This is a genomic window from Streptomyces sp. NPDC029152 (assembly GCF_055564355.1).
This window is the reverse complement of sequence record NZ_JBVHWR010000002.1, coordinates 299,933-317,780: the sequence shown is the minus strand read 5'-3', so window position 1 is coordinate 317,780 and position 17,848 is coordinate 299,933. Positions and strand designations below refer to the sequence as shown.

Annotated in this window: 16 protein-coding genes and 1 pseudogene; 10 read left to right on the top strand and 7 right to left on the bottom strand. The window is 73.2% G+C overall.

The features are described 5' to 3' along the window. Window positions 1-367 precede the first annotated feature (367 nt). The gene (locus tag ACZ4V6_RS05315) at window positions 368-1,246 is read right to left on the bottom strand and encodes an SDR family oxidoreductase (RefSeq protein WP_467822670.1); all 879 of its coding nucleotides are present in this window, start codon (window positions 1,244-1,246) and stop codon (window positions 368-370) included. Between the two features lie 63 nt (window positions 1,247-1,309). Here ACZ4V6_RS05315 and ACZ4V6_RS05310 point away from each other — a divergent pair, with 63 nt between their 5' ends. After that, complete coding sequence (locus tag ACZ4V6_RS05310) at window positions 1,310-1,906, top strand: TetR/AcrR family transcriptional regulator (RefSeq protein ID WP_467822668.1); 597 nt, start codon at window positions 1,310-1,312, stop codon at window positions 1,904-1,906. A 576-nt stretch (window positions 1,907-2,482) separates the two neighbouring features. Then, a complete protein-coding gene (locus tag ACZ4V6_RS05305) occupies window positions 2,483-3,847 on the top strand; it encodes a hypothetical protein (RefSeq protein ID WP_467822667.1) in 1,365 nt (454 codons plus the stop codon). A 100-nt stretch (window positions 3,848-3,947) separates the two neighbouring features. Here the strand turns inward: ACZ4V6_RS05305 and ACZ4V6_RS05300 are convergent, their stop codons facing one another. The 3 genes from ACZ4V6_RS05300 to ACZ4V6_RS05290 all read right to left on the bottom strand — a co-directional run bounded on the left by ACZ4V6_RS05300 (window position 3,948) and on the right by ACZ4V6_RS05290 (window position 7,715). Then, window positions 3,948-5,372 (bottom strand): Gfo/Idh/MocA family protein, encoded by a 1,425-nt coding sequence (locus tag ACZ4V6_RS05300; RefSeq protein WP_467822665.1) that lies wholly within the window; start codon window positions 5,370-5,372, stop codon window positions 3,948-3,950. Between the two features lie 721 nt (window positions 5,373-6,093). Beyond that, window positions 6,094-6,588, bottom strand: a complete 495-nt coding sequence (locus ACZ4V6_RS05295) for a hypothetical protein (RefSeq protein WP_467822664.1) — start codon at window positions 6,586-6,588, stop codon at window positions 6,094-6,096. A gap of 818 nt (window positions 6,589-7,406) precedes the next feature. Beyond that, window positions 7,407-7,715 (bottom strand): hypothetical protein, encoded by a 309-nt coding sequence (locus ACZ4V6_RS05290; RefSeq protein WP_467822662.1) that lies wholly within the window; start codon window positions 7,713-7,715, stop codon window positions 7,407-7,409. Window positions 7,716-7,837: 122 nt separating this feature from the next. On the opposite strand from ACZ4V6_RS05290, the gene ACZ4V6_RS05285 reads away from it, so the two are divergent. From ACZ4V6_RS05285 to ACZ4V6_RS05275, 3 genes and pseudogenes are all read left to right on the top strand, one after another. After that, the gene (locus ACZ4V6_RS05285) at window positions 7,838-8,530 is read left to right on the top strand and encodes a class I SAM-dependent methyltransferase (RefSeq protein ID WP_467822660.1); all 693 of its coding nucleotides are present in this window, start codon (window positions 7,838-7,840) and stop codon (window positions 8,528-8,530) included. Window positions 8,531-8,715: 185 nt separating this feature from the next. After that, window positions 8,716-9,294 (top strand): GNAT family N-acetyltransferase, encoded by a 579-nt coding sequence (locus ACZ4V6_RS05280; RefSeq protein WP_467822659.1) that lies wholly within the window; start codon window positions 8,716-8,718, stop codon window positions 9,292-9,294. A 24-nt stretch (window positions 9,295-9,318) separates the two neighbouring features. Then, a pseudogene (locus ACZ4V6_RS05275) lies at window positions 9,319-9,515 on the top strand (IS5/IS1182 family transposase); the annotation flags it as partial. Between the two features lie 26 nt (window positions 9,516-9,541). On the opposite strand, the gene ACZ4V6_RS05270 reads toward ACZ4V6_RS05275, so the two are convergent. After that, a complete protein-coding gene (locus ACZ4V6_RS05270; protein WP_467822658.1) occupies window positions 9,542-10,015 on the bottom strand; it encodes a hypothetical protein in 474 nt (157 codons plus the stop codon). Between the two features lie 14 nt (window positions 10,016-10,029). Further along, a complete protein-coding gene (locus ACZ4V6_RS05265) occupies window positions 10,030-11,271 on the bottom strand; it encodes a helix-turn-helix domain-containing protein (protein WP_467822656.1) in 1,242 nt (413 codons plus the stop codon). A 359-nt stretch (window positions 11,272-11,630) separates the two neighbouring features. Between ACZ4V6_RS05265 and ACZ4V6_RS05260 the strand changes: the two genes are divergently transcribed. From ACZ4V6_RS05260 to ACZ4V6_RS05245, 4 genes are all read left to right on the top strand, one after another. Next, window positions 11,631-11,855, top strand: coding sequence for a hypothetical protein (locus ACZ4V6_RS05260; protein ID WP_467822655.1), 225 nt, complete (start codon window positions 11,631-11,633; stop codon window positions 11,853-11,855). Window positions 11,856-12,010: 155 nt separating this feature from the next. Further along, window positions 12,011-12,244, top strand: a complete 234-nt coding sequence (locus tag ACZ4V6_RS05255; RefSeq protein WP_467822653.1) for a DUF6207 family protein — start codon at window positions 12,011-12,013, stop codon at window positions 12,242-12,244. A 294-nt stretch (window positions 12,245-12,538) separates the two neighbouring features. Beyond that, window positions 12,539-14,122 carry an FMN-binding glutamate synthase family protein gene (locus ACZ4V6_RS05250; RefSeq protein WP_467822652.1) on the top strand — a complete coding sequence of 528 codons (1,584 nt, stop codon included), beginning with the start codon at window positions 12,539-12,541 and terminating at the stop codon, window positions 14,120-14,122. A gap of 14 nt (window positions 14,123-14,136) precedes the next feature. Further along, the gene (locus ACZ4V6_RS05245) at window positions 14,137-15,900 is read left to right on the top strand and encodes a thiamine pyrophosphate-dependent enzyme (RefSeq protein ID WP_467822651.1); all 1,764 of its coding nucleotides are present in this window, start codon (window positions 14,137-14,139) and stop codon (window positions 15,898-15,900) included. 564 nt (window positions 15,901-16,464) lie between these two features. Here the strand turns inward: ACZ4V6_RS05245 and ACZ4V6_RS05240 are convergent. Beyond that, a complete protein-coding gene (locus tag ACZ4V6_RS05240; protein ID WP_467822650.1) occupies window positions 16,465-17,043 on the bottom strand; it encodes a TetR/AcrR family transcriptional regulator in 579 nt (192 codons plus the stop codon). 91 nt (window positions 17,044-17,134) lie between these two features. Here ACZ4V6_RS05240 and ACZ4V6_RS05235 point away from each other — a divergent pair, with 91 nt between their 5' ends. Then, window positions 17,135-17,581: an anthrone oxygenase family protein gene (locus ACZ4V6_RS05235; RefSeq protein WP_467822649.1), complete on the top strand. Its 447-nt coding sequence runs from the start codon at window positions 17,135-17,137 to the stop codon at window positions 17,579-17,581. Window positions 17,582-17,848: the final 267 nt, after the last annotated feature.

Here is a 17,848-nt window from a genome sequence, read left to right as displayed (position 1 = left end):
GATCAGTGCTGTGGGGCTCCACTATGTGCTACCCCCTATGGCGTCGCGCAGCAGGCCTCTGCTGCCCGCGGTGTCACGGCGCACTTCACCGGGCGTCGCCCCGGCGCTCCCTCCACACCTGCCACCATGCCGCCGCATACGCGCCCAGGCCACCGCACGCACCACCGACACCCTGGCTCATCGCCTCGCCCCAGGAGTCCGCGAACCACCACCACGCCGGCACCGACGCCGGCCCCCAAGCTCCCCACGCCCAACCGGCAGCCAGCAGAACCCACTTCACCCCTCCCATGACGCACCACTATCCGCAGGAGCCGGGACGACGGCGGATGCGGGCCGCGGCCGGAGGCTCGGGCCGCGGTCGACGAGGTCACGAGCCCTTCGTGAACGCGGTGGCGTGGTCGGCGACCCACTGGCGAAACGTTCGCGGCGCCGTCCCGAGGATGTCGGCCACCGCAGTGGTGGTGTACGCGGGCTGTCCGACCGCCGCGCTCCACGCGGCGAGCAGCATGTCGACGACCGAGCCGGGCGCCGTGTCCTCCCACAGGCTCCGGAACTCGTCCGGCGCCATCTCCTCGAAGGCGATCCGGCGTCCCAGCACGTCACCGATGGCGTCCACCTGCGCGGCTTGGGTCAGAGATTCGGGGCCCGTGAGGACGTAGTCGCCTCCGATGTGTCCGTCCTGACAGAGCGTCCGCGCCGCGACGGCCGCGACGTCGCGATCGTCGACCGGTGCCGACCGGGCAGCGCCGTAAGGCCACCGGACGACCTCGCCGGCCCGGATCGCGGGCGCCCACCAGGCCGACGCGTTCGACGCGAACATCCCCGGCCGGATGATCGTCGACTCGAGACCGGTGGCCGCGATGAGCCGCTCGATGCCGGCGTGCAGCGCCGCCATGGAATTGGGCTGCTGGAAGAGGGGGTGCGGCGTCCGGTGCGGGGAGGAGAGGAAGACGACCCGCCGCACGTGGGCTGCCAGCCGCTCGACGACCGCCTCGGCGGTCCGGGGCGGGGCGGTCCAGACGAGGAAGACCGCACCGGCGCCGTTCAATGCCGGGTCGAGCGTCTCGGGCACGGTGAGGTCCCCGGTGAAGACCTCGGCTCCCGCCGGGAGCGTCGCCGCCGCCTCGGGACGACGGGCGAGGGCGCGGACCGGCACGCCCGCGTCGAGGAGCTGGTCGATGACGACGCGGCCGACCCGGCCCGTCGCCCCGGTCACGAGCACGGGAGGAACGTTCATCTGATCCATGCCGCCCATAAAAACGTTACCGGGTTAAAAAAGCAACCCGGTTACGAATGTTACAGTGATCGGATGAGCGAGTCGACGGGCCTGCGCGCCCGCAAGAAGGAGCGGACGCGCGACGCCATCGCAGACGCAGCCGTCTCGCTGTTCCTGGAGCGCGGCTTCGACCGCGTCTCGGTCAACGACGTCGCCGCGGCGGCCGAGATCTCCAAGCCGACCCTCTTCCGGTACTTCCCCACCAAGGAAGACCTGGTGCTGTACCGGTTCGCGGACCACCAGGGCGAGGCGGCACGCGTCGTACGTGACCGCAGGTCCGGCACCGATCCGGTGACGGCGCTGCACCGGCACTTCCGGGCCGGCCTCGATCGGCGCGACCCCGTCACCGGCCTCAGCGATCATCCCGAGGTGGTGGCGTTCCACCGGCTGGTGTTCACCACACCGAGCCTGGCGGGGCGGCTCACGCGGTATCAGCTCGAGGACGAGGAGGCGCTGGCGGACGCCCTCGGCGAAGGGATCCGGGGACGCCTGCTGGCCGCCCAGGTGCTCGCGGTCCAACGGGTGCTCGCCCGGACCAACTGGCAGAAGATCGCGGACGGTCGCACCGCCCACGACGTCCACCCCGAAGCCGTGGCCGATGCCGACCAGGCATTCGGCCAACTGCAGTGACAGACGGCGCTCCCGGCCGAAGAAGGCCCCGCGGCCCGGTGCGGACGCGGCCGGGCAGCTCCCCGCGGCAGCCGAGGGGAATCTGAACCGGCCGCTGCCGTCAAACCCTCCCTCCGGCGGATCCGCGGCGTCGTTCGCACAGACAGCGAGGTGGTCCGCCCGGCCGCCCCGGGCGAACCGGGTCCCGCGCTTGCCGATGACCTCGTCCGCCCTGGCCGGAGCTGGTGTGCGGGACGACGGACGGTGAAGTCGTCGTCGCGCGGTCCGTACGGGGATCGACATGCCGCAGGAGCGCGGGGTCGGGTGGCGCGAGGCGGGGAAGGCCCGGTCGGGCTCGCCGAGGTCGTCGTCCTCCCGGGCGGAGGGCCGGGCCGTCCGCATGCGCGGGAGGGCGGCGTGTCTTCCAGAACGTGCCGTCCGGTCCCGCATCCGCCGGCGTGCCTCCGCGTCGCCGGGCCGGGCTGCCGTGAACGCCTTGGTCCGGGCCGGCCGTTCGTCGACGCCGGGAACAGCGCGTCACCGTGCCAGTGCCGTGCCGTAGGTTGCCGGGCATCACGTGTTCCGGCGACGAGGGGGATGAGGGTGCGCAGGCCGGTCGAGGGCGAAGTCCACGTTCACTACGGCCAGATCTACGTCGAGAGCGATCCGGACAGCTCCGGCCCGGACCTCGCGCAGGCGTTCGCCGGTCAGTCTGCCGGGCTGTGCGGGGCGGCGATCCCCGGCGCGTTGTGGCTGTCGACCGGGCTGCACACGGGCAGCGTCGGCTTCACCGTCGAGGTGCACGACCAGGCTCCGCCGCTGGATCCGGCGTGGGAGGACGTCGTGGAGGTCTCCTTCCGCCCCGTCTCGGCCGGCAGCGCTCTCGTGCAATGGGCGGGAGAGGCCTCCTGGGACCTCGGCCTGGAGGAGACCGACTACCGGGCGCGCTACTGCGCCACAGGCATGGACGAGGCGCGCCGGCAGGACACCCGTCTGGACGACGAGCCGCGACCGGACTGCTACCTGCTGCAGTTCTGGCCCGCCCCGCCCGCTCCGGACCGCGTTCTGAGGCAGACCTCGGCGATCGCCGCGTACTGGCACGACTACGCCCGCCGGCAGCCCGCCCCGCCCACCCCCGCCGAACGTGCCGAAGCCGAACGCCAGGCCCGTCTCGCGCAGGAACAGGCCGAGGAGGAACACCGGCTCGCCCACGAACGGTGGCAGTGGGGCGGGCGGTCACCGAGCCGGGCCCTGCGCGAGGCCGGTGGCAACGTGCGCGGCCTGCTCGCCTTCGACCCGGCCCTCGTGCACGCCATCGGCGCCGCCACCCCCGAGGTCCAGCGGGCGACAGCGCTGCTGGCCGCGCGCCGCGCCTGTGAGGCGGCCGGGCTCACCGGCCTCGACTGGATCGCCGCAGGTCTCACCGCCCTGGCCGAGGGCCGTCCGCTGCCGCCGCCCCTCGACGATCCGGACCGGGCCTGGCGGGCGCTGGAGTCCGACCCGCGCGTCCCCGACAGAACCGTCGGCCGGGCCGTCCCGCCCGAGCGGCCCCCCTTCCGGCCGCCCGCCCGCGGCGACGCGCGCACGCCGATGCGCGATCCCGTGCCTACCCCGGGGATCGCTGGTCCCGCGGCCGCAAGGGTGCGGCCGTCGGCTCCCGCACCACCGGCGCCGCGACCCGGGGAAGCGGCGCCGTACGCGGTGAGGGCCACGCTCGGCGAGCCGGACCCGTCCCTGCGGATGTCCCAGCCCCACATGGCCCTGCCCGCACTGCTCGGCGCCGCCGAAGCCGACCCGCTCCGGGCGGCCCTGGACGCGGTGCACGCGGCCGTGGCCACTTACGGTGAGGAACACCGGACACTCCTGCAGGAGATCCGCTCCGGGTGCCAGGAGGTGGGGAGGGACGCCGGCCCCGTGCCGCCGCCCGGACGCGGGGAGCCGGGCCGGCTGCGCCGCTCCTGACGTCACGCGCCGCGCATCGACCGGCGGTACGCGGCGATTCCCCGCCGCGGCGTCCGCCGGCCGGTTGTGCGCCGGTGCGCCGCGGCCGGAACGCCCGTGCTCAGCCGACGGGCGGCATGTCCGTGGGCGTGGAGTCGAGGCCGGCTCTGCGCTCCCGCCAGGCACCCCGGGTGAAGTCCGGGATCTCCACCGGACGGCCGCCCTCGGCCAGCGACGTGACGCTCAGGGGGACGGGCGAGCACCAGGCGGCCGAGTCGTAGACGTCGATGTCCGGCACCAGCCCGGCCCGCATCAGCTGGACGGTGCGCCACTGCAGGACGTAGTCCATGCCGCCGTGACCGCCGTTGTTCGCGGCGTCGTCGCCGACCTTCCGCCACAGCCAGTGGTCGTATTCCTTGCGGTAGGTCTCGAAGTCACGCCAGCTGTGGCCGCCGTGGTCCGGTTCCACGTAGATCCGGGCGCCCGTCGGGGCGGGTCCCGCGTAGTCCTCGACGATCCCCCGGCTGCCGGCCAGGGTGTTGATCCTGCTGTACGGGCGGGGCGAGCTCACGTCGTGCTCCGCGCGGATCGTCCTGCCCTTCGCCGTCTCGATCATGCAGGTGACCAGGTCGCCGTTGATGTACGTCTCTTTCCAGGAGGGGTGGTCCCGGGGGACGAAGCGGGCGCGGTAGTCGGCCAGCCCCTTCGGGGCGGTCGCGGTGGCGCGCAGGGTGGTCATGCGGTCGCCGCGGTTCACGTCCATGGCCGCCGCGATCGGGGCGAGCCCGTGCATGGCGTAGAAGGAGGCGGTGCTGCGGGTGTGCCACAGCCGTCGCCACGAGTCGGTGTAGTAGGTGTCGGAGAAGAGGAGTTCACGCAGGTCGTGGAGGTAGCCGCCGTGGCCGTTGGTGATGTCTCCGAACAGGCCGTCGTGCGCGGCCCTGAGCATGGCCAGCTCGTTGCGGCCGTAGTTGCAGTTCTCGGAGAGCCACAGGTGTCTGCGGGTGCGTTCCGAGGTGTCGACGAGGTTCCACAGCTGACGCAGTTCCGTCGCGACGGGCAGCTCGACCAGGGCGTGCTTGCCGCTGAGCAGCGCCGCGCGGCCCTGCTCGTAGTGGAACTCCCAGGGCGTGGCGATGTACACCAGGTCGATGTCGTCCCGCTGGAGCATCCGGGCGTAGGAGTCGGCGGAGCCGCCGTACTCGGCGGGGCGCGGGTGGCCCTTGCCCGCCAGGCGGTCGGCGGCGCGCCGGGCGCGGTCGGGGCGGATGTCGCAGACGGCGGTCACGGTGCAGCCGGGTACGGCCGCCCAACCCGTGATCATGCCGCCGCCCCGGTTGCCGAGGCCGATGACGCCGACGCGGACGGTTCTGTGGACCTCGAACGGGACCCCGATCATCGACTTCTGGCCGGGCCTGCGGCGTGGCGCCTGCTCGGCCGCCGCCGACGCGGCCGGGGCGGACGCGGTCATCCCGGCCGCGAGCGCGCCGGTGGCGACGGCACCGCCCAGAAGCAACCGGCGTGAGACAGCGGGAGTTTCGGACATGACGGCAACACTCCTCGTGGGGCGGGCGGCATCACGTGCGGGGCTGTCGAACACTTTCGGGACACGACTCTGCGGCGTCAGCGGTTGCATGTCAATAAGCGCTCGATACACAGCAGTTCCGAGCAGTTCCGAGCACCAGGGCGTTGTCACACTCCGTCCTGCACGACTCCGCGCATCGAGAGCGTGACGGGGTCCCCGTTCGTGATGTCACCCGGCAGGACGGCCGGATGGTGGTCCCCGGGCGAGGGCGGGGGCCGGACACACGGACCCAGGGCGAGCCGGGAGAGGGTGCGGTAGCGGTCGCCGCGGTGGGACGGGGCCCTCCGCCGGGCCGCCCGCCGCGCCCGCACGGAAGGGAGCCTCGGGGGAACCGACGTCGAGGCACTGCCGCTGTGCGCCGTCCCGACCGTCGCCGCGCCCGGCCGCACGGCCGTCCGCGGCCGCCCCGCCCACAGGACTCAGGGCGGCGTGATCCGCCGCTCCCCCACCGGCGAAACGAGAACGCTGCCGGCAAGCGCCTTCACGCCCTCGTGAGCAGGGCCGGCGCAGCTTGAACCACAACGACGGTGGGCGGCGCCACAGACGCAGGAAGCTCCGGATGCCGTCATGGCCGTCCTGGCCGAGCGTCCACGACCGTCGGGTCCGCCTCGGCCCGAGCAGCGGACTGCCCGACACGACCCGCGGGCCGGCCGCCAGTACGCCGCGCCGATGGCGCACGTCGTCATTCCGGTGTCGGGGGCTCCTGCTCAGCGGTGTCTCCGCGCCCCACGGTGATCGCCCAGGTGACGGTCGACGGCGCCGTGACGGTCACGGTGCCGGCCTGCCTGGCGGCCTGCACGGCGAGCTGGTTGTGGGTGACGGCCGGCTCCCCCGTGCTGCACCGCAGCGGGAAGTCCGTCCCCAGGACGGGCACCGCGACCTTGACGGTGCCCCTGCCCAGGCAGCTGACCGCCACGATCAGGGCCTTGCCCCCGGTGCCCGCGGGGTAGGAGAAGCTCGCGTTGCCGCGGGTTTCGCCATGCCGGCCCGCGACGACTTCGCCGGCCTCGGGGACGAGCGCCGGTGGCGTGACCGTGACGCCGCCCCGACCGGGTGCGGGGCTCGACGTCCCGGGCGCCGGGGACGTGGCGGCGTCGTCCGTGTCGTTGCCGGAGGTGCACCCCGCCACCGCCAGCAGCAGAAGAGCCCACGCCGCTGCCCGGCGGCGCCTGCTCACTCGGTTTCCCGCGGCGCCCGGCCGGCCCGGCGGGACGTGCAGGCGGTCACGTCGTTCTTCGCGCCCCTGGTGCAGTCGGCGTACGCGTACCGGCTGCAGCCGTAGGACGTGAGCCGCCGACAGACGCCGTAGCGGGTGTGGGTGCTGCGCGTGGACGGGGTGTCGACCGCGAGCGGGAGCGCCGTTCGGTTCGGCGATGACCGTCAGGCAGGCAAGGGCCGGCACGTTTCCGGCTGAGCGGGCGCTGTTCATGGAACGACCAATCCCTGGTGGATCGCCCCGTGGCGATCAAGTGCCCCGCACACTACGAGCAACGGCATGTACACCATCGTCGAATGCGGGTTTCCTGAGCATCGTCCGAGCACCTCCCGCGGGGCGCAGGGACGACACGGACAGCCGCAAAAACCCCGTGGCTTCCTCGAACCCACCCTGACGGCACGGGGACGTTCCGGAGCACGGTCCAACTCCCCCCGCCCGTCCGCCCTCCCCGCCCCCTGGTGCCCATCGAGCAGCATCTGGCGAGCCCGCGCCGGAAGGGTGGCCCGGGGAAGGAACCGGAGCGGGCCGCCGTGCGCGCGGCGCAACTGAAGGGGGCCGCCCCGGGCTGGGACCGCCGGTGGCCGCCGTACCGGCAGCGCCACCACCGCGACCTCGCGGATCCGGTCGATGCCGACGGCAGCCTGCCGGTCGTCGAGTCCGGCGTGCTGTCCGAGGGTGACGACGCAGAACCGCCTGCACCGCAGACCCCGGTGCGCCCAGCGCCGACGGTCTCGCCCTGCCGGCGACCTGGGCCGGACCACGGAAACAGCCGCAGGCCGTCAACGACGAAGCACGTCGTACTCGCCCCCGTCACCCTTGGGTACCCGATCTGCTCGGCCGGTCACCTCCCGCCCGTCGTGGTCCACCGCGTCGACGTCGGAGGGGGTCTTCACCAGGGCGTCGGCGGCCTGGGGCACGCGGATGGCCTCGGCCTGGCGGCGGACGCACCCGGCGGTCCGGCTCGTGTCGTTCGCCGATGCCGGTGCGTACGGCGCGGCCGTCGTCAACGCGACTCGGGGTGCGGCGCCCCTGGTCGCCGTCGAGGCGGCCGGTGCCGTGAGCCTCGCCGGGAAGGCGCTCCTGGACACAGCTCCTGACCGCTGCCGCAATCCCTGAGACGCGAATACGCCCACCGGTTCGTCTTCGCTCCTACGGTGAGGTGAGGTGCTGTTTCTGCGTTGCCGAGGAGGAAGGGCCGATGACGGCGAGCATGGACGCAGACGTGACCCGGGTCCGCGAGGTGCGCCGCCGTCTGCGGCAGGAGGGTCCGCCGCAGACGCGAGACCACGAGGGGGACTTCGAGACCGTCACGGTGCCCGAGCAGCACTGCGATCAACTGCGCGATCTGATGGTCTCCGAGGGAGTCGAGAAGGTTGTGGAGGTCGGTCTCGCCTACGCCGGTTCAGCGCTCGCCATCGGAGAGGCGCTGGTGACCGTCGACCGTCCGCTTCCCCAGCACGTCATCATCGACCCGTTTCAAGAACGCGAGTACTCCAACGCCGGCTGGGATCTGTTGCGCTCCGCGGGACTGGACTCGATCGCCACGCTCATGCTCGCTCCTTCGTCGATCGCGCTCCCGCACCTGCTGACCGAAGGGTTCGTCGCCGACGCGGCCTTCGTGGACGGCAGTCACCGGTTCCACGAAGTCTTCGTCGATCTCTACTTCCTGCGCAAGATCGTCCGTCCCGGTGGCCTGATCGTCGTCGACGACGACTGGTGGCCGTCCGTGCACACGGCCGTGCAGTACTACGAGCGGAACCTGGGATGGGCGGTGATCTCGGACGCCTTTCCCGGCGAGGTGGCCGGCGTCGGACCTCAGGGCGGACAAGGGGCCCGGTGCAAGGCCTACCGCTTGCCTGACCCGGCGTTCGAGCCCTCTTTCGAGGACTTCCAGCCGTTTTGACCCGACGTGGAACACGTTCCGGCCGGGACGACGGACAGACGACTGCCGTAGAACGATTCCGGGCGGGGTGCGCAGGAGCTGTCCACACCGGCGTCGGCCGCGAAGCCGCCGGCCCGCGGGGAAAACCCGTTGCGGGTGCCCCGCAGCGGGTGTCGGATGGGTCGGCCACCGACCAGGGAGGGAACATGAGGGCGTCGCTGTCCGCCCCCTCGTTGCACACCGCTCGTCTTCGACTGCGCGCCTTCGAGGACGCGGATGCGGACGACCTCTTCGCGCTGCAGAGCAACGCCCACATCCTGCGCTACTGGGACTCGCCGCCGTGGACCGAACGCTCGCGCGCCGAGAAGTTCATCACTGCTTGCCGGCGGATGGAACAGGAGGGCACCGGGGCACGATGGGCCGTGGACCGTGTCTTTGACGGGGCGTTCATCGGCTGGTGCGCCCTGAGCAGTTGGAATCCGGACTTCCGCAGCGCGTCGCTCGGTTACTGCTACGACGATGCGGCGTGGGGCCGGGGTTACGCGACCGAGGCCGCGCGCGCTGTGCTGGGGTGGGCGTTCGACACCCTGGACCTGAATCGCGTCCAAGCCGAGGCTGATACGCGCAATGCCGCTTCCGCCCGCGTGCTGGAGAAGCTCGGCTTCGTGCGCGAGGGGACGTTGCGGGAGGACTGCGTCGTCAACGGCGACGTCTCCGACTCGTGGGTCTACGGCCTGCTCAGACGGGAGTGGCAGCCGCCGTCCGAGCCGGTTCCCGCCCACTGAGAGGGTGTCCACGCGGGTCCGCCGCTGTACGCCCCTCTCACATGGCCCCTGAGCGAGTTGACGCCAACGACCTGGGGAAAGGGCCGGCCCGACCGCAGACCCACCGGGCAGCCGGTCGAAGCCGATCTACGCGACGTCTTCGACGCGATCCCCGCGTGAACCGCACGGGAATCCCTCGGAAGCGCCTTCCGCGGGCCTTCCCGGACCACGGCACCGTCCATGCCTGACGAGCTCGCGCACGAGCTCGTCAGCGGAAGGCGCCTTCGGGCCACAGGACGCGCACGGGGGTGCCCTGGCGGTGCGCGTAGGCGACGACGTCGGCGGTGCCGCCGTGGCCCCGGGCCGGTTCGCCGTCCCAGACGGCGAGGAGTTCGTCGACGAGGCCGACGAGGATCTCGCCGCCCGCCATGTGGGCGTGGGAGTCGGAGGTGGACAGGCCGGTTTCGTGGGTGTCGGCGGCGAGGTGGAGCAGTCGGTCGTAGGCGGGGTGGTGCCAGGCGGGGAGGCTGTCGCGGTACGCGGTGGCGGGGACAACGGCCTCGATGCGGCCGCCGTGGTCGAGGACGGTTTCGGCGAACCAGGAGTCGGGGCCGTCGGCGAGGCAGGAGACGCCGACCAGCTCGCTCGGGTCGCATGCCCTCACGGCCTCGGTCAGCAGGGCGCGTACGCGCCCCTCCGTCCGCCCGTCCAGGCCGCGGTGGCCGGTGATCCCTACGCGCATCCCGTGGTTCCTCCCTACAGGTAGACGCCGTGGAGGCGCTCGTCGAAGTCCCGCACCACGCGGGGCGGGGACGACAGTGCCAGCGAGCGGCGGACCGCGCGGGCCCGTTCCACGATCCGCCCGGAGCGGTAGTGCAGGCCTGCGTCGAGGGCTCGTGCGGCCAGGGCGAAGGCTCCTTCGACGCGTCCGGCCGCCAGGTGGCCGGCGGCGATGTCGAGCAGGAGCAGGGCCCGCTGCTTGGCGTGCCCGGTGGTGAGGGCGCCGACGTCGTCGCCGAGGACCCAGTCGGGCAGGCCGAGCCAGGCGCCGCAGGTGACGCGGTGGGCGGCGACCTTGTCGGTGGTGAAGGAGAACACCCAGGGCCACGGCGGCGGCACCTGCTGCTCGGGCAGGCTCTCGGCCGCCGCGCGGGAGCGGGTGAGTTCCCGGTCCGCCGCCCGGCGGTCGCCGGCGGCCGCGTGGCCGAGGGCTTCGATGCCGGACAGCCAGGCATCAGCGACGGCGGGGCTGTGGTCGCGCAGTGCGCGGCGGGCGCGGGCGGCCAGGTTGAGGGCCTGGGCACCGTTGCCGGTGTGGGCTTCGAACTGGGCCAGCGATCCGAGCTGGTAGGCGGTGAGCAGGGGGTCGCCCGCGGTCCTGGCGGCGTTGACGGCGGCGCCGTAGTGGGCGCGGGCGGAACCGTGGTCGCCCATGTCCCAGGCCAGCCACCCGGCGAGGCCGGCCGCTTCGCTGCCGACCGCCGCGAGCCGCACGCGGTGCTCGTCGCCGGCGGTGCGGGCGGTGGTCCGGATGAGCCTCAGGTGCGCCTGGACGGCGTCTTCGAGGTCCTGGGAGGGGGTGGAGGCGTCCAGGCGCCGGTAGGCGGTGGTGGACAGGCGCAGCGCGGCGGCCTGGCCGTCGGGGGCGTCGGTGGGGGTGGGCAGGGCGGCCAGGACGGGTGCCGTGGCTGTGGCCACCGCTCCGCCGAGGAGGGCACGTCGGTGCATGTCGTCGTCTCCCGCCCGTGGCGTCGGCCGGCCGCTGGACAGCCCGACGAGGTCGGGCCGGATGTCCAGGTGCGCGGCGGCCGCCGCCAGGACGTCGGTCTGGTAAGGCCTCGTGCCGCGCTTCTCCAGACGGGAGACGGCCGGCTGCGACAGGCCCAGCGCATCACCGAGCTGGGCCTGGGTCATCCGCCGCGTCCTGCGCGCCAGCTCGATGACCCTGCCGTAGTCGCCGCTTTGGGACGCAGCCCGGATCTCCGCCTCCTGCCGCACGGCTCACCTCCCACGCTACGCGTCAACGCGGCCCCTACCGCTCACGCGTATGCGCTCGGCGGATACGCGTATGCGGGTACCGCATGGTCGATGGTCCCACAGCCACCGGTGATCGTTGACTGACTGTCAGCGGCAACTCTCGCCATCCGACGCCGGGTTGCCGCCGCGCCCGGGGCGTCCCCGCGCCCCCGTCGGGGACGCCCCGGGCAGCCCGACGTCCACGACCACCGCGAGGTTCCGATGGCCACCACGCAGCAGGGGAAGCGGAAAGCGTCCGGATCCGTGCGGACGGTGCTGTACGTGCGCTGCTCCTGGGCACCGCTGGTGCGGGCCGGCCGGTCACGGTGACCCGGACGAGCATGCTGCACCACACGCACCCCCTGCTCGGCCGTCTGGTCCGTGACACGGCGTCCGGCCGGACCGGCGTGCTGCGGGCCATCGCTCCCGACGGCGACGCACCGCAGCCGGTGGCGTGGCTGCGCCCCGAAGGCGGCGGCACCGAATGGACGACCTCGCTCCGCGCGATCGAGCCCGTCACCGTGCCCGATCCCCCGCCGGGCGGGCCCTCCGGCCGCGGGAGCTGACGGGCCGGGCGGCGGGGAACGAGCCGTGGTGCGGCGGGGCGGGGCCCGTCACCCCGCGGACCCGGGCGCCGGGACCGGGGGCGAGCGGGGCGCCCGCTCGGGTGAACGCGGACGTCCGGGCGAACTGCGCCGTAGCGGGGGGCGTCATGCCGGTCATGGAAGCGATCAACGATGTGCACGTGTCCGAGCCCGGCCTGGTCGTCGTCGACATCGCCGCGGCCGACGACGAGACCGCCTTCGCCTTCCACGCGGCCCTGGCCGCACGATGGGCGACGAGATCCGTGGAACGCGCCACCCGGAACGCCGGACAGCCGGGGGTGAGGCTGCGCTGCTACCTCGACCTGCGCCAACCGCTGGACCCGCCCGGCTCCCCCGAAGGTCCTTGGTGAGGGACCGCCGGTCTGTGGTGCCGGCGCACGCCGCTCCCCCGCCCGCCGGAATCCGAGGTGTGACTCGGTCCCGGTCGGTTCTCCGCCGACGGCCCACAAGAGCGGCCGGCGGGCGCCGTCGCAGTCCGGACGCGCGCGGCGACCACGTGGACGCGGTGGGCAGGCCGGCGGGTGACGCCCTGCCCTCGCTCGGCATCGAGCAGCGGGGAGGGCGGGCGAGGCCGGTCACCGCGCTTGGCGGACCTTTGAGGCAACCACAGGACTGGAGAGCGATCACACGGCAATGAGCTAGTGGTGACACGCATCGCAATCGTCGTTCTCGTCCTCGTCGCAGGCGTACTGGCGGCCCTGGCCGCGGCCCTGGCCTCCCCCTGGTGGTTGTTCGCGGCCGTCCCGGTGCTCCTGCTGGGTCTGCTGGCCGTGCGGGATCTGGTGCAGCGCCGGCATTCGGTGCTGCGCAACTATCCCGTGCTCGGCCATGCCCGCTTCCTCCTGGAGCGCATACGTCCGGAGCTGCAGCAGTACTTCGTCGAGCGGAACTTCGACGGCCGTCCCTTCGACCGGGACGTGCGCAGCATCGTCTACGAGCGGGCCAAGGGCACCGACGCCGAGGAACCGTTCGGCACCGAACGGGACGTGTACCAGCCCGGCTACGAGTTCCTGGTCCCGTCGATGGCGCCGTGCCCGGTGCCCGACTCCCCGCCACGCGTACGGATCGGCGGGCCGGACTGTTCCCGGCCGTACGACATGGCCCTGCTGAACGTGTCGGCGATGAGCTTCGGCTCGCTGTCGGCCAACGCGGTGCTGGCTCTCAACGGCGGTGCCGCGGCGGGCGGGTTCGCCCACGACACCGGCGAGGGCGGCCTGTCGGAGTACCACCTGCGTCCGGGGGGCGACCTGGTGTGGGAGATCGGCACCGGGTACTTCGGCTGCCGCACCCCGGACGGCGGCTTCGACGCGGCGCAGTTCGCCGACAAGGCCGCGCACGACCACGTCAAGTGCGTGTCCCTGAAGCTGTCGCAGGGCGCCAAGCCCGGCATCGGCGGTGTGCTGCCGGGCCCCAAGGTGGACTCCGAGATAGCCCGGGTCCGGGGCGTGCCCGAGGGGCGTACGGTCGTCTCACCGCCGTACCACCGGGTCTTCTCCACCCCCCGCGAACTCGTGCGCTTCGTCGCGCGCATGCGCGAGCTGTCCGGTGGCAAGCCCGCCGGGTTCAAGCTGTGCGTGGGCTCGCGCCGGCAGTTCCTGGCCGTGTGCAAGGCCATGCTGGAGGAGGGCACCGCGCCCGACTTCATCGTGGTGGACGGCGCCGAGGGCGGGACCGGCGCGGCACCGCTGGAGTTCGCCGACCACGTGGGCGCCCCGCTCACCGAGGGCCTGCTCACGGTGCACAACGCCCTCGTGGGGACGGGCCTGCGCGACCGGATCAGGGTCGGCGCGAGCGGCAAGATCGCCACGGGCACCGACCTCGTCAAGCGCATGGTGCAGGGCGCCGACTACGGCAACGCGGCACGGGCGATGATGTTCGCCGTCGGTTGCATCCAGGCGCAGCGGTGCCACACCAACACCTGCCCCACTGGTGTCACGACCCAGGACCCCCGCCGCGCCCGTGCCCTGGACGTGCGGGACAAGGCACCGCGCGTCCGGCGCTTCCAGGAGGCGACCGTGGCGAGCGCCCTGCAGATCATGGCGTCCATGGGGGTCACCGACCCCGCGGAGCTGCGCCCGCACATGCTCCGCCGGCGGATCGACCCCATCACCGAACGCTCCTACGAGGAGCTGTACGAGTGGCTCGAGCCGGGGCAGTTGCTCGTCGAGCCACCGGTTTCCTGGGCGGCCGACTGGAAGGCCGCCGATCCCGATCGTTTCACCGTGTGACCTGGAGGACTCACGTGGCCCGTACCGTTGCCCAAGTGATCGTGGACGCGCTGAGCGAGCTCGGCGTGCGCCAAGTGTTCGGCGTCGTGGGAGACGCCCTCAATCCCCTGACGGACGCCATCCGCACCACCGACGGCCTGGAGTGGGTGGGCTGCCGGCACGAGGAGGCGGCCGCCTTCGCCGCGAGCGCCCAGTCGCAGCTCACCGACACCCTCGGCGTGTGCATGGGCACCGTCGGGCCCGGCTCCGTGCACCTCCTCAACGGGCTGTACGACGCGGCCAAGAGCCATGCCCCGGTGCTGGCGATCGCCGGCCAGGTGCCGCTGTCCGAAGTCGGCAGCGACTACTTCCAGGAGGTCGACAACGACGCCCTCTTCAGCGACGTGGCCGTCTTCCGCGCGACCGTCACCTCGCCCGATCAGCTGCCGCAGATGCTGGAGACGGCCGTGCGCCACGCACTGGGCCGCAAGGGCGTGGCCGTCCTCACCGTGCCGGGCGACCTGGGCGAGCGCGAACTGACCGCCGACCGACCGGCCCGGTTCTCCCTGAATCCCCCGCTGAGCCGCCCGGACGAGTCCGCCGTCCGCCGCGCCGCGGAACTCCTCGACCGGTCCGGGCGTGTCACGCTGCTCGTCGGCAACGGCGCCCGGGCCGCCCGGCAGGACGTTCTCGCCCTCGCCGACCGCCTGGCCGCGCCCATGGTGCTCACCTTGAAGGCCAAGGCCGGCTTCGAGGGCGACGCCAACCCCTTCCAGGTCGGCCAGACGGGGCTGATCGGCAATCCCGCCGCGGCGGAGGCCCTCCAGGACGCGGACACGCTCCTGCTGCTCGGCACGGACTTCCCCTACCGGGACTGGTATCCCGAGGGCCGGACCGTGATCCAGGTGGACACCGAGGCGACCCACATCGGACGCCGCGTCCCGGTGGACGTGGGGCTGGTGGGGGACGCCGGCTCCACCGTGCGCGACCTGCTGGAGCACCTCGCCGCCGCACCCGCCGGGTCCGGGGGACCGCGTGACCGCTCGCACCTGGAGAAGGCACGTGAACGCTTCGACCGGTGGCGTGCGGGCCAAGCCCGGCTCGCCGACCCGTCGCACGACAAGGGCGTCGTGGGACGCCTCCGCTCCGCACTGGACAACCGTGCCCACGGCATCCGGCCGGAGGCCCTGGCCGCGGCCGTGGACCGCCTCGCGGCCGACGACGCGGTCTTCACCTCCGACACGGGCATGGCCACGGTGTGGCTGTCGCGCTTCGTCGAGATGCGGGACGAGCGACGCCTCATCGGCTCCTACAACCTGGGCTCGATGGCCAACGCCATGCCCCAGGCCCTGGGGGCCCAGTTCCTGGACCGCGAGCGACAGGTCGTCGCCTTCTGCGGTGACGGCGGACTGAGCATGCTCCTCGGTGACCTCATGACACTGAAGACGTACCGGCTGCCCGTCAAGCTGGTCCTCTTCGACAACCGCCGGCTCGGCATGGTGAAACTCGAGCAGGAGCAGGCCGGCCTGCCCGAGTTCGGCACGGTGCTCGACAACCCCGACTTCGCCGCCGTGGCCGAGGCCATGGGCATCACCGGCATCCGCGTGACGGACCCCGCCGACGTGGACAGCGCCCTGGAACGCGCCTTCCGCACCCCGGGCCCGGTGCTGCTCGACGTCCTCACCAATCCCGACGAGATCGCCGTTCCGGCCAAGCCGACGGTCGAGCAGGGCTGGGGTTTCGCGCTGGCCAAGGTCAAGGAGGTCGTGCGCAGCCACGGAGCGCCGGACGGAGACTGACCGGCGCCTCGCGGGCGTGCGCGTCGTCGTCCGGGCGGACGTGCGCCACCGCCGCCTCGACACCGTCTTCACCCGGGGCGGGGAGGAGGCCCGCGCCGAGGATCCCGTGCCCCGCCCCAGGCGGGGCACGGACGGCCTCACGCCGCCGTGGTCTCGCACGAGCCGGAACGGCGCGCCTCCTCCCGGGGCAGGGGCCCTCGGGGCCTCCGTACGGGCGGACCGGCCCGTACGGTCCTCACCGACCGTTTCAGGACGAGGTTCAAGGGCGTCGTGAGCGGGTGACGCCGCAGGCGAGACGGAGCGGTCCGTGGCGGGGCCGGCGCGTGTCTCGTAGCGGGTCCGCGGGCGTTCGGACCGGTGGAGCCGGACGAAGGCCCGCTCGACGACCCACCCGGCCCTGCCCGGGCGGATCCGTGGGTGGTGTCCCTGCGGGCGATCGAGGCACCGCGCCGGCGGGTGGCGGCGTGCGTCCGCCGCCGGCCGACACCGCCCTCGGCGTCCTCGGCCAGGGCGCGCGAGCGGCGGGGCCGCAGGGCCCCGGCCGCGTGCCCGTGGGACGGGGCGTCAGAGCATGGCGAGCCGGTCCACCAACAGCTCCACCCTCGGCTCGGCGTACTCGGGCAGCAGGCGGCCCGCGCGCGTCAGGGTCGCCAGGCCGTGCAGGGACGCCCAGAACACCTCGGTGAACAGCCCCGGGTCGACGCCGTCCCCGGCGACCTCGGCCAGGCTCTCCATCAGCGCGGCGAAGGCGTCCTTCAAAGGCTCCGGGGTGTCCTCCTGCGCGTACGCCAGACCGCCGTCGAGCTGGAACAAGGCGTCGTAGACCGCCGGGTTGCGCGCGGCGAAGTCGAGGTAGGCACGGGCCAGGGCGGCGACCCGAGCGCGCGGGTCGTCCTCGGCGGAGGTCGCGGCCCGCACCGCGGCGGCCAGCTCGGCGGCGCCCTCCAGGGCGACGGCGCCGATGATCTCCCGTTTGCCACGGAAGTGGCTGTAGAGGACGGGCTGACTGTATTCGATGCGCTCGGCGAGCCGGCGGGTGGTGACCGCGTCCCAGCCCTGCTGCTCGGCGAGTTCGCGGGCTGTCCTCACGATGAGGCGTTCGCGCTCCGCCCGTTCGCGCTCCTTGCGCTCCTTCACTGACATGAAGCGATCCTAGCATCGCTAGACAAGCGAGCGGCAGCAGCGCTAGCGTTGATTCATCTTCTAGCAGCGCTAGTTCAACGGAGGGATCGTCGTGCTCGACACACTCGGAGTCGTCACCACCGTGATCGTCGGCCTGATGGTGGGAGTGGAGTTCTCCGTCGCCTTCATCATGAGCCGGATCCTGGACGCCCTTCCCGAGGACAGCGGCCAGCTCGGTCACGCCCACGGCGGCCGGATGCTCGGCACCCTGATGCCGTTCTGGTACACGGGCTCGCTCGTCCTCAGCGCGATCTGGGCCGTCGCCGGGCGGCACCACCACGGCGCCGGACTCGTCGTCACCGCCGCCGGACTGCTGACCCTCAGCGTGGTCATGTCGGTCCTGCTGCTCGTCCCGATCAACAACCGGAACAGGACCTGGACCCCCGACAACCGGCCCGCCGACTGGAAGCAGCAGCTGCACCGCTGGAACCGCTACCACTACGTCCGCGTCGCCGTCATCATCGCCGCCTTCACCCTGCTGGTCGTCGCCCTCGCCTGACACCGCCGCCGCCCTGGCATGCGCTGGTCCGCCCCTGCGCGTCGACGGCCCCCGCCCGTCGGAGCGAGCCCGGGAGGGCGTCGGATCCCTCACCCCGCGGGCCGGCGCCGCGCCGGCGGCACACGACCGGCACTCCTCGAAGGCGACCGGCCACCGGCATCCCGGCGTTCGGGAACGCGTCTGCCGCCCGCCGGTGACGGGTCACCGCCGGACGCCGGGCCGGGTACTGCCGGCGGAGGCCCTTGCCGCGTACGGCGACGGTGGTGA